16 protein-coding genes are annotated in these 15,134 nt (G+C 69.9%); 4 read left to right on the top strand and 12 right to left on the bottom strand.

The window, feature by feature from the left end:
* Positions 1-798, top strand: coding sequence for a DUF952 domain-containing protein (locus VE172_RS23200; protein WP_324804383.1), 798 nt, complete (start codon positions 1-3; stop codon positions 796-798).
* 5 nt (positions 799-803) lie between these two features.
* On the opposite strand, the gene VE172_RS23195 is transcribed toward VE172_RS23200, so the two are convergent.
* Entirely contained in the window at positions 804-1,268 is a 465-nt protein-coding gene (locus VE172_RS23195) for a flavodoxin family protein (protein ID WP_324804382.1), read from the bottom strand.
* Positions 1,269-1,396: 128 nt separating this feature from the next.
* Between VE172_RS23195 and VE172_RS23190 the strand changes: the two genes are divergently transcribed.
* Together VE172_RS23190 and VE172_RS23185 are read left to right on the top strand one after the other, a co-directional pair.
* Positions 1,397-1,954, top strand: coding sequence for a dihydrofolate reductase family protein (locus tag VE172_RS23190; protein ID WP_324804381.1), 558 nt, complete (start codon positions 1,397-1,399; stop codon positions 1,952-1,954).
* A 112-nt stretch (positions 1,955-2,066) separates the two neighbouring features.
* A complete protein-coding gene (locus tag VE172_RS23185) occupies positions 2,067-3,701 on the top strand; it encodes an AMP-binding protein (protein WP_324804380.1) in 1,635 nt (544 codons plus the stop codon).
* A 3-nt stretch (positions 3,702-3,704) separates the two neighbouring features.
* Here the strand turns inward: VE172_RS23185 and VE172_RS23180 are convergent, their stop codons facing one another.
* The 6 genes from VE172_RS23180 to gap all read right to left on the bottom strand — a co-directional run bounded on the left by VE172_RS23180 (position 3,705) and on the right by gap (position 9,462).
* The gene (locus VE172_RS23180) at positions 3,705-4,046 is read right to left on the bottom strand and encodes an RNA polymerase-binding protein RbpA (protein WP_324804379.1); all 342 of its coding nucleotides are present in this window, start codon (positions 4,044-4,046) and stop codon (positions 3,705-3,707) included.
* Positions 4,047-4,232: 186 nt separating this feature from the next.
* Complete coding sequence (gene secG / locus VE172_RS23175; RefSeq protein WP_324804378.1) at positions 4,233-4,487, bottom strand: preprotein translocase subunit SecG; 255 nt, start codon at positions 4,485-4,487, stop codon at positions 4,233-4,235.
* A gap of 91 nt (positions 4,488-4,578) precedes the next feature.
* Complete coding sequence (locus VE172_RS23170; RefSeq protein WP_324804377.1) at positions 4,579-6,312, bottom strand: ABC transporter substrate-binding protein; 1,734 nt, start codon at positions 6,310-6,312, stop codon at positions 4,579-4,581.
* Positions 6,313-6,478: 166 nt separating this feature from the next.
* On the bottom strand, positions 6,479-7,264 hold the full coding sequence (tpiA, locus tag VE172_RS23165) for a triose-phosphate isomerase (RefSeq protein WP_324804376.1): 786 nt from the start codon (positions 7,262-7,264) through the stop codon (positions 6,479-6,481).
* Complete coding sequence (locus tag VE172_RS23160; protein ID WP_324804375.1) at positions 7,264-8,460, bottom strand: phosphoglycerate kinase; 1,197 nt, start codon at positions 8,458-8,460, stop codon at positions 7,264-7,266. The genes tpiA and VE172_RS23160 overlap by 1 nt, the downstream gene beginning before the upstream one ends.
* Entirely contained in the window at positions 8,461-9,462 is a 1,002-nt protein-coding gene (gene gap / locus VE172_RS23155) for a type I glyceraldehyde-3-phosphate dehydrogenase (protein ID WP_324804374.1), read from the bottom strand.
* Positions 9,463-9,656: 194 nt separating this feature from the next.
* Here gap and VE172_RS23150 point away from each other — a divergent pair, with 194 nt between their 5' ends.
* Positions 9,657-10,061: a carboxymuconolactone decarboxylase family protein gene (locus VE172_RS23150; protein ID WP_324804373.1), complete on the top strand. Its 405-nt coding sequence runs from the start codon at positions 9,657-9,659 to the stop codon at positions 10,059-10,061.
* An 11-nt stretch (positions 10,062-10,072) separates the two neighbouring features.
* Here the strand turns inward: VE172_RS23150 and whiA are convergent, their stop codons facing one another.
* The 5 genes from whiA to VE172_RS23125 form a co-directional block, all read right to left on the bottom strand.
* Positions 10,073-11,053, bottom strand: coding sequence for a DNA-binding protein WhiA (gene whiA / locus VE172_RS23145; protein WP_349258506.1), 981 nt, complete (start codon positions 11,051-11,053; stop codon positions 10,073-10,075).
* Positions 11,054-11,071: 18 nt separating this feature from the next.
* A complete protein-coding gene (locus VE172_RS23140) occupies positions 11,072-11,977 on the bottom strand; it encodes a gluconeogenesis factor YvcK family protein (RefSeq protein WP_324804371.1) in 906 nt (301 codons plus the stop codon).
* The gene (rapZ, locus tag VE172_RS23135) at positions 11,974-12,879 is read right to left on the bottom strand and encodes an RNase adapter RapZ (protein ID WP_349258511.1); all 906 of its coding nucleotides are present in this window, start codon (positions 12,877-12,879) and stop codon (positions 11,974-11,976) included. The genes VE172_RS23140 and rapZ overlap by 4 nt, the downstream gene beginning before the upstream one ends.
* A 35-nt stretch (positions 12,880-12,914) precedes the next feature.
* Positions 12,915-14,810 (bottom strand): excinuclease ABC subunit UvrC, encoded by a 1,896-nt coding sequence (uvrC, locus tag VE172_RS23130; protein ID WP_324804369.1) that lies wholly within the window; start codon positions 14,808-14,810, stop codon positions 12,915-12,917.
* A gap of 53 nt (positions 14,811-14,863) precedes the next feature.
* Positions 14,864-15,134 (bottom strand): hypothetical protein (locus VE172_RS23125; RefSeq protein ID WP_324804368.1); only part of this gene is annotated, 271 nt, incomplete at its 5' end.

Genomic DNA, 15,134 nt, shown 5'->3' with positions numbered 1-15,134 from the left:
ATGACCGCCCCCGACTCGCCACCCGGCCCGCGCTCGCCCGTATGGTTCGCGGGCCTGCGCGTCGTCTACGCCGTCCTGCTGGTCGTCGGCGGCCTTGCGGTGTTCGTTCCCGAGTACCGGCCCGAAACCCGCGACGGGGTCACCGTCTCCTACGGGCCACTGCTCGAGGTCCAGGGCCCCGTCGGGATGCTGGTATGGGTGGCGTTCTTCGTCCTGTTGGGACTGATGGTCGTCGGGATCTTCGCCCCCGCCAGGGTTCCCGCCGCGTACGCGGGGCTCGCGGCGGCGCTGGCGCTGCTCGGTGCCGCGATGATCGTGACGCGCCTGGGCGTGCACGGCTCCCCCGACCTGTCGGCGGCGGGGGTCGCGGACGTTGTCGTGTTGGTGTTGATCGCGATCATCGCGTTCGGCCACGCCGTTACGCTGTCGTCCATGGACACGGACGAAGCCACGGGCGGCGAATCAACCAGGCTGCTCCACCTCACCGAGCGTCGGCTGTGGAAGGAGGCCGTGGCCGAGGGAAGCTACCGCTGGTCCACCCGTGGCAAGCGGCTCGAGGAGGAGGGCTTCATCCACACGTCCCTGGAACGTCAGCTCGGCCCCGTCGCCGAGTTCCAGTACGGGGACCGACCCGACGTCGACCTGGTGGTGCTGGTGATCGACCACGCCAAACTCGGCGCCGTGGTGCGCTACGAATCGCCTGGCCTGGGCGAGGAGAAATATCCGCACATCTACGGGCCGATACCCGTCGAGGCCGTCGTCGAGGTCCGCGACTGGCACTGGCCCGGCGACGACTGAGGTGCTCAACCCCGGCGGTCGCGCAGCCGCCGACCGAACTCCCGCGCCGCGTCCAGGTCGCAGGCGTCGGGGCGGCCCTTCCTGATGCCGCCGACGATCTTGAACGGGAACCAGGTGTCGAAGCCGCGGCACGAGAAGGTGTCCACCACGTCGAAATTCCTGGACTCGAGTTGGCGCACCAGTGGGCGGCCGAAGCGTTGGTAGCCGCCCTCGGGCAGCCCGCTGGTGGCGAACACGAAGGCCCGGCGCCCGCCGCCGTCGGCCAGCGCGTCGACGAACCGTCGCAGGCGGGGATGGAAGGCGCGCAGGAAGATCCCGGAACCGAAACCCACCAGGTCGCTCGCGGGCAGTTCCGCCGCGTCGACGTCGTCGAGCGCGACCACCTCGGCCTCCAGCGGCCCGCCGATGGCCTCGGCGACGCGCCGGGTGTTGCCGTGCGACTCCGAATGGCACACGATGACGGTCTTCATGGCGGTGCTTCCCTTCCACGGTGTCGTTGCGGCGAGCCTAGCCGCCACGATCGCCCCGATCGCGCGCGATGAGTTTGGCCGAGCTCGGCGGTATGTACCGGTGAATCTCCATCGAAAGGAAGATCATCGTGACCGTTTCCGGCATAGCGTTCGTCGGCGTCGACGGGGTGTATCCCGATCCGAGCCGCGCCGACGCGACCGCGTTCGACGCGCGGGCGTTCTCCCACGGCCCCGAGCCGCGCGATGCCGCCAACCGGCAGGTCGCCGAGGCCCTGGGCGACAACGGCGTCCTGCTGTTGGGGCGCAGGACCTGGGAGGCGTTGGGCAAGCTGTGGAGGCAGCGCGGCGACGCCTTCGCCGCCTACATCGACAAGGTGCCGAAGCTGGTGGCCACCCGCGACGGCGTCGACACGGCGGCGTGGCCGAACTCCGCGCCGCTGAAGGGCGGGCTCGCCGAGGCGGTCAGGCGACAGCCGCGCGACGTGGCGATCACCGGGAGCCTGGACGTGGTGTGGCAGTTGATGTCGGCCGATCTGGTGGACGAGTACCGGCTCGTCACCGTCCCCGATGTGGCGGGCGGAGTTGGACGGCGGCTGTTTCCCGACGGCCGGGGGCTGGAGCTGGAAAGCCTGGGAGCCGAGCGGGCGGGCGCGGCGACCGTGACCCGCTTTCGGCGGGTGCGCTGAGACCCCGGCGTGTCCGTCCATGGGATGTCTCGTCGGCTCGATGGCCTGGCGTCCATACCTTACTCGTTGGTAAGGTAGGTATGACCTCGCCGACGGCGTTAGGACATCCCTCATGGACGCTCACTCCTCCCCCACCATGGCGGCCCGGGCCTGGCGGGCCGCCGGCACCGGGGTCCACATCGGCACCACCCTGGCCCGCCGCGGCTTTCTCAAGCCCGGCCACCCCGTGCGGATGGTGCGGCACCTGGCCACGTTGCGGCACTGGGGATTCGGCCTGCCCGGCGGCTTCGCCGCCGCCGCGCGGCGCGCCCCGTTCGCCGCCGCCGTCATCGACGACGACGGCGAGCTCACCTGGTCCGAACTGGATGAACGGGCCGACGCCCTGGCCCACGCGCTCGCCGAGCACGGCGCGGAGCCGCGGCTGGCCGTGTTGTGCCGCAACCACCGCGGCCTGGTGCTCGCCGTCGCCGCGGCGGGAAAGATCGGCGCCGATCTGGTGCTGCTCAACACGGGGCTGTCGGCCCAGCAGCTGTGCGCCTCGCTTCGGGCGCACCGCGCCTCCGTGGTGATCGCCGACGCCGAGTTCCTGCCGCTGCTGGACGGCGTCGGCGTTCCCGTCGTGTCCGCCGACGCCGACGGCGAGACCACACTGGACGATCTGGTGGCGCGCGGCGCGGGCGAGCCCCACCGCAGGCCGCCCCGCTACGGGCACACCATCATGCTGACCTCCGGCACCACGGGCAATCCGAAGGGCGCCCGCCGGCCCGATCCCGCGCTGCACTCGCTCACGGCGATGCTGTCGCGGATTCCGCTGCGGGTCGGCGATCGCATCCACATTCCCGCGCCGATGTTCCACGCCTGGGGTTTCGCCGCCATGCAGTTGGCGGTCGCGTTGCGCGCCACCATGGTGCTGCGGCGCCGCTTCGAACCCGCCGACCTGCTGGCCACCCTGGACCGGCGGCGGTGCACCGCGATGTTCGCCGTCCCCGTCATGCTGCAGCGGCTGCTGGAGGTGGACGCGGCCGAGCGCCGCCGCCACGACACCGCGGCGCTGCGCGTGGTGGCCACGGCGGGCTCGGCGCTGCCCGGGGACTTCGCGCACCGGTTCATGGACGCCTTCGGCGAGGTGCTGTACAACCTGTACGGCACCACCGAGGTGTCGTGGGCCAGCATCGCGCGGCCCGCCGAGCTGCGGCGGGCGTACGGCACCTCGGGCAGGCCGCCGCACGGGACGCGGATCGTGCTGCTCGACGCAGACGGCGCCGAGGTGCCGCGCGGCCACACCGGCCGCATCTTCGTGGGCAACGAGATGCTGTTCGACGGCTACACCGACGGCAGCGGCCGCGCGCTGCGCGACGGCACCATGGACACCGGCGACCTCGGGCACCTGGACGCCGAGGGCCTGCTGTTCGTGGACGGGCGCGGCGACGACATGATCATCTCCGGCGGCGAGAACGTGTACCCGCTGGAGGTGGAGAGCCTGCTCGACCGCATGCCGGGCGTCCGCGAGGCGGCGGTCATCGGCGTCGACGACGACGCGTGGGGCCAGCGGCTGGTCGCCTACGTGGTCGCCGAGCCCGGGCGGTGTCTCGGCGCCGACGACGTCCGCGACCACGTCCGCAAGCGGTTGGCCCGCTTCAGCGTGCCGCGAGACGTCCACTTCATCGATGAACTGCCCAGGAACGCCGTGGGAAAGATCGTGCCGCGTCTGCTGACGCCGCCCGACAGGCCCGTCACCGGGGAGTAGGGATCAGGCCCCTCTGCGGGCGCGGAGGTTGGCCAGCGCCTCGGCGAGCAGGGCCTCGCCGTCGGCCTCGCTGCGGCGCTCCATGACGTAGGCCAGGTGGGTCTTGAAGGGGCGTTGCGTCGGTGGCTCGGGCGGGCTTTCGCGGTCGGTGCCGGCCGGGAGACCGCAGCTGCGGCATTCCCAGGTCTCGGGCACGTCGGCGCGTAGGGAGAAGGAAGGGCGGGTGTGATGCCCGTTGACGCACCAATAGTCCACGTATTGACGCGGCATCGGTTCGCCGTGCTCGGGCATACCGGTCGGCCTACCACCAACGCGGGTACCGCGAATCGCATTTCCACTGACCATTATCGACGGACTCCTTCACAGGGGGGCGCTGTGTGACGATTGATCCGCGATCGCTCAGGGTCACGACCGCTACCGCCATTTATCCGAGTGCGTCGAGTCTATGACCTATACCACCTCGGGCGAAAGGGTGAGGGGGTACCTAATTGAACTAACAATATGAACACATGACGCTACCGTGCGTCACGATCAACTGCCCATGATGTGGCGCAACAGGATACCGAAACCCACGATGCCGACGATCCAGAAGACCCCGACGATGACCGTGATGCGGTCCAGGTTCTTCTCCGCGACCGACGAACCCGACAGGTTGGAGCTCACGCCGCCGCCGAACATGCTCGACAGACCGCCGCCCTTGCCCTTGTGCAGCAGGATCAGCAGGACCAACGCGGCGCTGGTGACGACCAGCAAGCCGAACAACGCGTACATGAGTGCTTGCAACATAGTGGTCTGGCCGGGTCCTTCCGGGTGTTCATGGGCGGAACATGATCGGCAAATCAGTGCCGAAGCATATCGTACGGGGCATCGGGCATCGTCACTCGACGCCTAGGGAGGCGATGTTGACGGCGCCGACCTGCGCGTTGAGGAACGCACCGCGCACCTTGGGGCCGCACAGCGACAGCACGCGGGGGTAGAGGATCGGCACGACCGCGGCGGCCTTTTGGATCCGCTCGTCCAGGTCGCCCCACAGCTTGGCGGCGGCGTCGGGCGAGTTCTCGCGGGAGGCCGCGGCGATGTCGGAGTCGATTCCCTTGTCGTCCAACTGCGCGTAGTTGGAGTTGGCGCCGTCCTTGATCAGGTGGCCGTCGAACAGCGCCGGGATCGTGCCCGAGCCGCCCGGCCAGTCCGACGCCCAGCCCGCGATCGTCAGGTCGTGCGAGTTCTTCAGGTAGTTGAGCTTGTCGTAGTAGTCGCCGGAGATCTTGTTGGTCTTGACGGTGATGCCCAGCCGCGCGTAGGTGTCGACGATGGTCTTGGCCATCTCCTTGCCCCGCTCGGAGTCCTCCACGTCCAGGGTGAGCTTGGCGGGGCAGCCCTTGGTGTCGTCCAGCAGCTGCTGCGCCTTGTCGAGGTCGCCGTCGGGCTTGCCCTCGGTTCCGTAGATGTCGAAGTCTCGATGGGCCGGGTCGGCGGGCGGCAGGATGGACGTGGCGTAGTCGCCGAGGTCCTTGCCGCCCAGCACCTCCAGGAACTTGCGCTTGTTGAAGCCGTATTCCAGCGCCTGGCGGCACTTGACCTTCGGCACCGTCTTGGTGCTGATCGACATGTAGGTGGTCGCCGAGGTGGGGCCGTGAATCGTCTGGGTGCGCAGCTGCTTGTCGTTGACCACCTGGGACACGAAGTTGGCCGGGACCTGGTCCAGCATCACGGCGTTGTCGTAGTCGGGGTTGCCCGTGGTGAGCTGCTGCGCCGCGGAGTCGATGTCGATGCCCAGCTCGACGACGATCTTGTCGGCCGACCCGGTGCGCACCGGGTCGGTCTTGCCGTCCCAGTAACGGTTGCGCTCGAACACCGCCTTGCCGACGGTGTCGCCCTTGGCCGGGGTGTACTTGGCCAGCTTGTAGGGCCCGGTCGACATCGGTTCGGTGGCGTAGTCGCCCCAGCTGTCGTCCTTCTCCCGCACCGGCGCGAACGACGTCATGGCCACCGCGTACGGGAAGTTGGCCTCGGGCTTCTTGAGGCGGAACTGGATGGTCTTGTCGTTGACGCACTTCACGCCCGTGACGGAGGAGTCCTTGTCCGCGTCGGTGCGCGGTCCCTTGTACGTGGCCGGCACGTCCAGCCATTCGGTGGCGTAGGGCGGACCACCGTGGACGACCGGCTTCTTGTTGCGGGAGTCGAAGTTGCGCAGCACTCCGTAGCGGATGTCCTCGCAGTTGAGCAGGTCACCGGTCTGCCACTTCACCCCGGAGCGCAGGGTGTACGTCCACACTGTGCTGTCGGCGTTGTGGTGCCCGGTGTCGGTGGCCAGGTCGCCCTCCAGCTGGGCGCCCTTCTTGCCCGGGGCGGGCTTGAACGCCGTCAGCGTGCGGGTGATCAGCTGCGACATGTTCCAACCGGCGGTGGTGTAGTCGCGCTGGGGGTCCAGCAGGGGCAGCTGCTTCTGGTAGGTCAGGATCCGAACCGTCCCACCCGATCCGGGTTTGTCCGTAATGGTCGGTTGATGGGGCTCGGCACCAGTACACGCCGCCACCAACGACATCAGCAAGGCCGCGATCAACGGCAGTGTCACCACACCGCTGCGCGGCCCCGAAGCACCTCGACGCATCGCCACACTCTCCTGAGGGGTTAATCAGGACGTATCGGCGCGCCCGTCGCCGATGACCACACACTCTAAGCCTTACATGCCACCGGTGGCCAGTCCAAGCGGCGAAGATAACGGTACGGACACCATCGGGGGACCCGGTGATGTCCGTACCGCTGAAACGTTTTGCCTAGATGCCCGTCGCGTGTTCGGGAAACCGACAGATCTTCACGAACTCGTCGGCGTCGATGCTGGCGCCGCCGACCAGCGCGCCGTCGATGTCGGACTGCGCCATGATCGACGCGACGTTGCCGGACTTCACGGAGCCTCCGTAGAGGATGCGCACGGTCTCGGCCGCCTCGGGGTGGCGCTCGGTCAGCGCGGCGCGCAGCGCCCCGATGACCTCCTGGGCGTCGGCGGGGGCGCAGGTCTTGCCGGTGCCGATCGCCCACACCGGTTCGTAGGCGACCACGACCTTGGAGACCTGTTCGGACGTCAGTCCGTCCAGGCCCGCGACCAGTTGTCCCACCGAGTGTTCGACGTGACCCTCGGCCTGGCGGACGTCGAGGTTCTCGCCGACGCACATGATCGGGGTCAGCTCGTTGGACAGCGCCGCGCGGACCTTCGCCGCCACGGTGGCGTCGTCCTCGCCGTGGTACTGGCGGCGTTCGGAGTGGCCGACCACCACAAAGGAGCAACCCAGTTTGGACAGCATGGCGCCGGAGATCTCGCCGGTGTAGGCGCCGCCCGCGTGGGCCGACAGGTCCTGGGCCCCGTAGGCCAGCAGCAGGTGGTCGCCGTCCACAAGGGTCTGGACGCTGCGGATGTCCACGAACGGCGGCAGCACCACCACCTCCACGGCGCCCAGCTGCTTCTCGTCCAGGCTGAAGGCCAGCTTCTGCACCAGGGCGATGGCCTCGAGGTGGTTGAGGTTCATCTTCCAGTTGCCGGCTATGAGGGGGCGGCGCTCACTCATCATTTCTCCAATATCGACAGTCCGGGCAGGATCTTGCCCTCGAGGTACTCCAGGCTGGCCCCACCGCCGGTGGAGATGTGGCTGAAGCCGTCCTCGGGTAGACCGAGGGTACGCACCGCCGCGGCCGAATCGCCGCCGCCCACCACGGTCAGGCCGTCGTTGTCGACCAGGGCCGAGGCGACCGCGCGGGTGCCCGCGGCGAAGGCCGGGAACTCGAAGACGCCCATCGGGCCGTTCCAGAACACCGTCCCGGCGTCACCCAGCGCCGCGGCGAACGCCTCGGCGGTGCGCGGCCCGATGTCCAGGCCCATGCGGTCGTCGGGGATCTTCGCCGCGTCAACGGTCTGCGGTTCGGCGTCGGCGGCGAAGCGTTCGGCCACCACGGTGTCCACCGGCAGCATCAGGTCGACGCCGAGCTCCCCGGCCCGGTCGAGGAACTGTCGACAGCGATCGATCTGGTCTTCTTCCACAAGGGAGGTGCCGATCGGGTGTCCTTGGGCGGCAAGGAAGGTGAACATCATGCCGCCGCCGACCAGCAGTCGGTCCACCTTGTCCAGAAGGTTGGCGATCACGGCGAGCTTGTCGGACACCTTGGCGCCGCCCAGGACCACGGCGTACGGCCGCCGCGGCGAGGTCGTGAGCCGCCGCAGCACCGACACCTCGCGGGTCACCAGTTCTCCCGCGTAGTGCGGCAGCAGGGTCGCCACGTCGTAGACGCTGGCGTGCTTGCGGTGCACCGCGCCGAAGGCGTCGTCCACATAGACGTCGGCCAGCTCGGCCAGGGACGCGGCGAACGCCGCGCGCTCGGCGTCGTCCTTACTGGTCTCACCGGCGTTGAAACGCAGGTTCTCCAGCAGGACCACGCCCCCGTCGTCGAGCTCGGCGACCTTGGCGCGGGCGTCGGGGCCCACGGTGTCCGAGGCGAAGGCCACGCCGGTGCCCAGCAGTTCGGCCAGGCGATCGCCGACCGGGGCCAGCGAGTACTTCGCCTCGGGCGTCCCCTTGGGACGGCCGAGGTGAGCGCAGACCACCAGCCGGGCTCCCGCGTCGCGCAGCGCCGTCAGGGTGGGAAGCACGCCGCGGATGCGGCCGTCGTCGGTGATGCGGGTGCCGTCCAGCGGGACGTTGAGGTCGGCGCGCACCAGGACGCGCCGACCCGCGACACCCTCCGAAAGGAGCGCGTCAAGTTCCCGCATCTACTTGGTACCCAGGAAGTTGACGAGGTCCACCAGGCGGTTGGAGAAGCCCCACTCGTTGTCGTACCAGCCGACCACCTTGACCTGGTCGCCGATCACCTTCGTCAGGCCGGAGTCGAAGATGCAGCTGGCCGGGTCGGTGACGATGTCGGACGACACGATCGGGTCGTCGGTGTAGCTGATGATGCCCTTCAGCGGGCCCTCGGCGGCGGCGCGCACGGCGCCGTTCACCTCGTCCACGGTGGTGGAACGAGAGGCCGTGAAGGTGAGGTCGGTGGCCGAGCCGGTCGGAATCGGCACCCGCAGGGCGTAGCCGTCCAGCTTGCCGTTCAGCTCCGGCAGCACCAGGCCGACGGCCTTGGCGGCGCCAGTCGAGGTGGGCACCACGTTGATGGCGGCGGCCCGGGCCCGGCGCAGGTCCTTGTGCGGCCCGTCCTGGAGGTTCTGGTCCTGGGTGTAGGCGTGCACGGTGGTCATCAGACCCCGCTCGATGCCGATGGAGTCGTTGAGCGCCTTGGCCATCGGGGCCAGACAGTTGGTGGTGCACGAGGCCATCGACACGACGGTGTGTTCGGCGGCGTCGTAGGTGTGGTGATTGACGCCCATCACCAGGGTGGCGTCCTCGTTCTTGGCGGGCGCCGAGATGATCACCTTCCGGGCGCCGCCGTCGATGTGGGCCCTGGCCTTGTTGGCGTCGGTGAAGAAGCCGGTCGACTCGATGACGATGTCGGCGCCGACGTCGCCCCACGGCAGGCTGCCGGGCTCGCGCTCGGCGAAGGCCTTGATGGACTTGCCCCCCACGGTGATCTCGCCGTCGGCGGCCTTCACCTCGACGGGGAGGCGCCCCAGGATGCTGTCGTACTTCAGCAGGTGCGCGATGGTGTTGGTGTCGCCGAGATCGTTGAACGCCACCAGCTCGACGTCCGCTTTGGACGTCAGGACGGCGCGGAAGAAATTGCGACCGATGCGGCCGAAACCGTTGATGCCTACGCGAATGGTCACGCGATCCATCTCCTTTTTAAATGAAAAGCGGAAAGTCCATCAGAGTGTCGGCCTCGTCGCCGAGCAACCCGACCCTACCTAACGGCCCCGTACCGTCCGCGTATTGGTGTGATCGCCCGCTCGTTTCCCCAGGAAAGCCCCGCCCCGCCGGTAGCCTCGGGTTCCCACACGTTCCCGCGGAAAGGCCGCACCCGATGTCGCAAGCACAGCGCTCCGAACGCTACGTCCGGGGTCTCGAGACCCTCACCGCCGTCGACGGCGAGGGCGGCCACAAGGTGGTCGAGTCGCTGGCCGACATCGCGCCGGCCCTGGGCGACATCGTCATCGAGTTCGCCTTCGGGGACGTGTACTCCCGGCCCGGCCTCGAGCCGCGCCAGCGTCAGCTGGTCACCATCGGAGCCCTGGCCGGTCAGGGCGGGTGCGAACCCCAGTTGGAGGTTCACATCAACGCCGCCCTCAACGTCGGCCTGTCGCCGGAGGAGATCGTCGAGGCGATCATCCACGTGTCCGTCTACTCGGGAGTGCCCCGGGCGCTCAACGCGATGTTCGTGGCCAAGAAGGTCTTCGGCGAGCGCGGGCTGCTGCCCGTCACGGGCTGAGGCGGCGCCCGTCACCCCACCAGCATGTCCTCGGTGACCGCCGACTCCACCGGCGGCTCGCCGCGGCGCTGCGCGTGCTTGTTGGCCAGGTTGATGAGCCGGCGGATCCGCCCGGCGATGGCGTCCTTGGTCAGCGGCGGGTCGGCCATGGCTCCCAGCTCCTCCAGGGATGCCTGGCGGTGCGCCAGCCGCAGCCGCCCGGCCTCGGCGAGATGGGCGGGGACGTCCTCCCCCAGCAGGTCCAGGGCCCGGGTCACCTTGGCGGCGGCGGCCACCGCGGCCCGCGCGGAGCGGCGCAGGTTGGCGTCGTCGAAGTTGGCCAGCCGGTTGGCGGTGGCGCGCACCTCGCGGCGCACCCGCCGCTCCTCCCAGGTCAGCACCCCGGAGTGGGCGCCCAACCGGGTGAGCATCTCGCCGATGGCGTCGCCGTCGCGGATCACCACGCGGTCCACGCCGCGGGCGTCGCGGGCCTTGGCGGACACGCCGAGCCGGCGGGCCGCGCCCACCAGCGCCAGCGCCGCCTCCGGCCCCGGGCAGGTGATCTCCAGCGAGGACGACCGGCCGGGCTCGGTGAGCGAGCCGTGCGCCAGGAAGGCGCCCCGCCAGGCGGCCACGGCGCAGCACAGATTGCCGGACACCACGTGCGACGGCAGGCCCCGCACCGGGCGCCCCCGGGCGTCCAGCAGGCCGGTCTGGCGGGCCAGCGCCTCACCGTCGTTGATGACCCGCAGCACGAAATGCGTGTGGCGGCGCAGGCCGCCGGCGGTGAGCACCTGCATCTCGCTGTGATACCCGTAGGCGTCGGCGATGGCGGCCCGCAGCCGCCGGGCCACGCTGCCCGCGTCCAGCTCGGCCTCCACGACCAAGGTGCCGCCCACCAGGTGAAGCCCGCCGGAGAAGCGGAAGAGCGCGCTCATCTCGGCCCGGCGGCAACACGGCTTGGTGATGTCTATGCGACTGAGTTCGTCCTTTATGGAAGACGTCATCGCCATGTTGAACGATCCACCCCACTAGATAACCGGTTTGAGGGCCCGCGCCAGTGCCCGCCAGTCGTGGCGGTCCTTGCGGCCCGGTTCGGCGACCGGGGCAAGGAGCAATTGGGCCCCCAAAGATTGTGCCGCACGCGCGACCGGTTCGGGTTCACCGGTCGCCTGAGTGTCGGCGATGATGATGTCGGCGCGCAGTTCCGGAGCGTACGCGCGCAGTGCCACGACGTGTTCGGCGAGGGTGAGTCCGTCGGTCTCGGGTTCCTTGTCGAGGTTCAACACGATGGCCTTCTTGGCGGTGCTGGCCTCGATGGCGTCGCGCAGCTGCGGCACCAGCAGGTGCGGCATCACGCTGGTGTACCAGGAGCCGGGCCCCAGCACCAGCCAGTCGGCCGCGGCGATGGCCTCCAGCGCCTGCGGGCAGGCCGGCGGGGCCTCGGGCCGCAGCCGCAGGTGCTGGACGACGCCGCTGGAGGTGGCCACGTTGTGCTGGCCGCGCACCACCGCGGTGACGCCGTCGGTCTCCACCGACGCCTCGATGTCCACCGGGACGGTGGCCATGGGCAGCACGGTGGCGTCGACGTCCAGCATCCGGGCGGCCGCGGCGATCGCGGCCACCGGGTCGCCCAGGGTCTCCATCAGCCCGGTCAGCACCAGGTTGCCCACGGCGTGGCCGGTGAGGTCGTCGGTGCCGCCGAAGCGGTAACCGAACACCTCGGTGAGCGCGTCGTCGTTGGGCGACAACGCGATCAGCGCCTTGCGCAGGTCGCCGGGCGGCACCACGTCGCGGGTGGCGCGGATGCGTCCCGACGAACCCCCGTCGTCGGCGACGGTCACCACCGCGGTGATGTCGACGTCGAAGGTCTTCAGGGCGCGCAGCGCCGCCGACAGTCCCTTGCCTCCCCCCAGGGCAACGATCCGGCGCCTCACTCCAGCCCCATGTCGCGGTGGTGCGGGTAGGCCGACAACCCGCTGTCGCGCAGCCGCGTCGCCAGCGCCTCGGCGATGGCGACGCTGCGGTGCTTGCCGCCGGTGCAGCCCACCGCGACCGTGACGTAGCGCTTGCCCTCCCGCTCGAAGCCGGGGGCGGCCGAGGCGATCAGCCCGGCGAAGCCGCCGACGAACTCCTCGGCGCCGTTTTGTTGCAGCACGTACTCGCTGACCTCGGCGTCGACGCCGGTGTGCTCGCGCAGCTCGGGAATCCAGTACGGGTTGGGCAGAAACCGCACGTCGATGACGAAGTCGGCGTCCAGCGGGATGCCGTACTTGAAGCCGAACGACAGGGTGGTGATGCGGACCCGGCGGGTGTCGGCGGGGGCGAACAGCTCCTCGACGCGGGAGCGCAGCTGGTTCTCGTTGAGGTGGCTGGTGTCGATCAGCGCGTCGGCGGTCTCGCGGGAGGCGGCCAGCAGCTCGCGCTCGGCGGCGATGCCGTCCAGGATGCGACCGGAGCCCTGCAGGGGGTGGGCGCGGCGCACCTTCTCGTAGCGGCGCACCAGGACGTCGTCCTCGGCGTCGACGAACACCACGCGGGGCTTGAAGCCGCGGGTCTTCAGGTCCGCCACGGCCTTGACCAGGTCGGCGGCGAAGGCGTGGGAGCGCACGTCGAGCACCATGGCGGTGCGGCGGGTGGCGTCGCCGGATTCGTAGGCCAGCTCGGCCATGGTGACCGTGAGCGACTCGGGGAGGTTGTCCACCACGTAGTAGCCGACGTTCTCCAGCGCCTTGGCGACCGTGCTGCGCCCGCCGCCGGAGGTGCCGGTCACGATGACCAGGTCCAGGTCGGCGCGGCTACGGTCGGCGGAGGCGTCGGGGAGCGGGTCGTTGGGCATCAGTTGAGTATGCCCGTCGTGGGCGTCTTCGGCGATCATGCTGGCGGTGTGGTCTCCGTGTTCAGGGTGCGTGTCACAGTCTCGGCCAGTGCGGGGCCGATCCCGTCGACGGCGGTGAGTTCGGCGGGCGTGGCGGCCCGGATCTTCTTGACCGAGCCGAAGTGTCTCAGCAGCGCCTTGCGGCGGGCGGGGCCGAGGCCGGGCACGGCGTCCAGGGCGGAGCTGGTGACCTTCTTGCCGCGCCGGGAGCGGTGCAGCGAGATGGCGAAGCGGTGCGCCTCGTCGCGCACCCGTTGCAGCAGGTACAGCGCCTCGGACTGGCGCGGCAGGATCACCGGGAACTCCTCCTCCGGCAGCCACACCTCCTCCATGCGCTTGGCCAGGCCGCACACGTTCACCGTGTCGATGGCCAATTCGGACAGTACATTGTCGGCGACGCCGACCTGGGGGGCGCCGCCGTCCACCACCAGAAGCTGTGGCGGGTAGGCGAACTTGCGGGCCTTGCCGTCCTCATCGCGGGGCGCCGCGGACTCGTCGACGCGCTTCAGCCGCCGGGTGAGCACCTCGTGCATGGCCGACAGGTCGTCGGTGCGGTCGCCCTTGACCACGAAGCGGCGGTATTCGGACTTGCGGGGCAGCCCGTCCTCGAACACCACCATGCTGGCCACCACGTCGCTTCCCTGCATCTGGGAGACGTCGAAGCACTCGATGCGCAGCGGAGCGGTCGGCAGGTCGAGGGCCTCGGCGAGCTCCTCCAGAGCCTGCGAGCGGGTGTTGAGGTCGCTGGCGCGCTTGAGCTTGTGCTGGACGAGGGCCTGCTCGGCGTTGCGGCGCACCGTCTCGGCCAGCGCGCGCTTGTCGCCGCGCCGCGGCACCCGCAGGCTCACCCGGGAGCCGCGGCGCTGGGACAGCCATTCCACCAGGGCGTCGGCGTCGTCGGGCAGCGCGGGCACCAGCACCTCGCGCGGAATGTCCGAACCGGACTGTCCACCGTAGTACTGGGTGCACAGGGAGTGCACGAGGTCGCCGTCGCTGACGCCCTCGGGGCGGTCGACGATCCAGCCGCGCTCGCCGCGGACCCGGCCGCCGCGGACGTGGAACACCGCCACCGCGGCCTGCAGCTGGTCGTCGGCGAAGGCCACGACGTCGGCGTCGGTGTTGTCGTCCAGCACCACGACCTGCTTCTCCAGGGCCCGGTTCAGGGCGACCAGGTCGTCGCGGCGGCGGGCGGCGCGCTCGTAGTCCTGGGACTCGGCGGCGTCCTTCATCTCGGTCTCGACGCGCTTGACGAAGGTGTCGGTGCGCCCGGACATGAAGTCGCAGAACTCGTCGACGATGCGGCGGTGCTCCTCGGCGCTGACCCGCCCGACGCACGGCGCCGAGCACTTGCCGATGTCGCCCAGCAGGCAGGGGCGTCCGATCTTGTTGGCGCGCTTGAAGACCGTGGACGAGCAGGTGCGGGCCGGGAAGACCCGCAGCAGCAGGTCGAGGGTCTCGCGGATCGCCCAGGCGTGGGAGAACGGCCCGAAGTAGCGCACGCCCTTGCGCTTGTCGCCGCGCATCACCTGGAGCCGGGGGTACTCCTCCCCCACGGTCACCGCGAGGTACGGGTAGCTCTTGTCGTCGCGGTACATCACGTTGAACCGGGGGTCGAACTCCTTGATCCAGGAGTACTCCAGTTGCAGCGCGGCGACCTCGGTGTCCACCACCACCCACGACACGGACGTCGCCGTGTGCACCATCTGGTAGGTGCGCGGGTGCAGGCCGGTGGGGTCGGCGAAGTACGAGTTCAGCCGGGACCGCAGGTTCTTGGCCTTGCCGACGTAGATGACCCTGCCGTCGCCGTCCCGGAAACGGTAGACGCCGGGCGATTCGGGAATCGTGCCCGGGGCGGGACGGTACGGCAGGGACTGCCCGGTTCTGCTTGCCACGACTGACAGGTTAACCGTCGGGTGTGTCAGCCGCCGCGGCCTCCACAGTGTTGCTACAGCGCGGCGATCAGCAGCACCATGAAACCCACCACCAGGATCGCGGCGATCACGATCGTGACGATGACGGCGGGCTCCTGGCTGGCCTTCTTGCGCTGCGGCATCGGACGCGGCGGCATGGGCTGGGGCATGGGGCGCGGCGCCATCGGCATCGGCCTCGGTGCCATGTGCTGCTGCGGCATGGGACGCTGTGGCATCGGCTGTTGCATGGGGCGCGGCGCCATCGGCTGCTGCATCACCGGCGGGCGCGGCGGCCCGGGCGGCGCC

The organism is Stackebrandtia sp. (assembly GCF_035643755.1).
In the GTDB taxonomy this organism is placed as follows: Bacteria; Actinomycetota; Actinomycetes; order Mycobacteriales; family Micromonosporaceae; genus Stackebrandtia.
The sequence above is the reverse complement of the archived record's forward strand: the minus strand, read 5'-3'. Positions and strand labels throughout refer to the sequence as shown.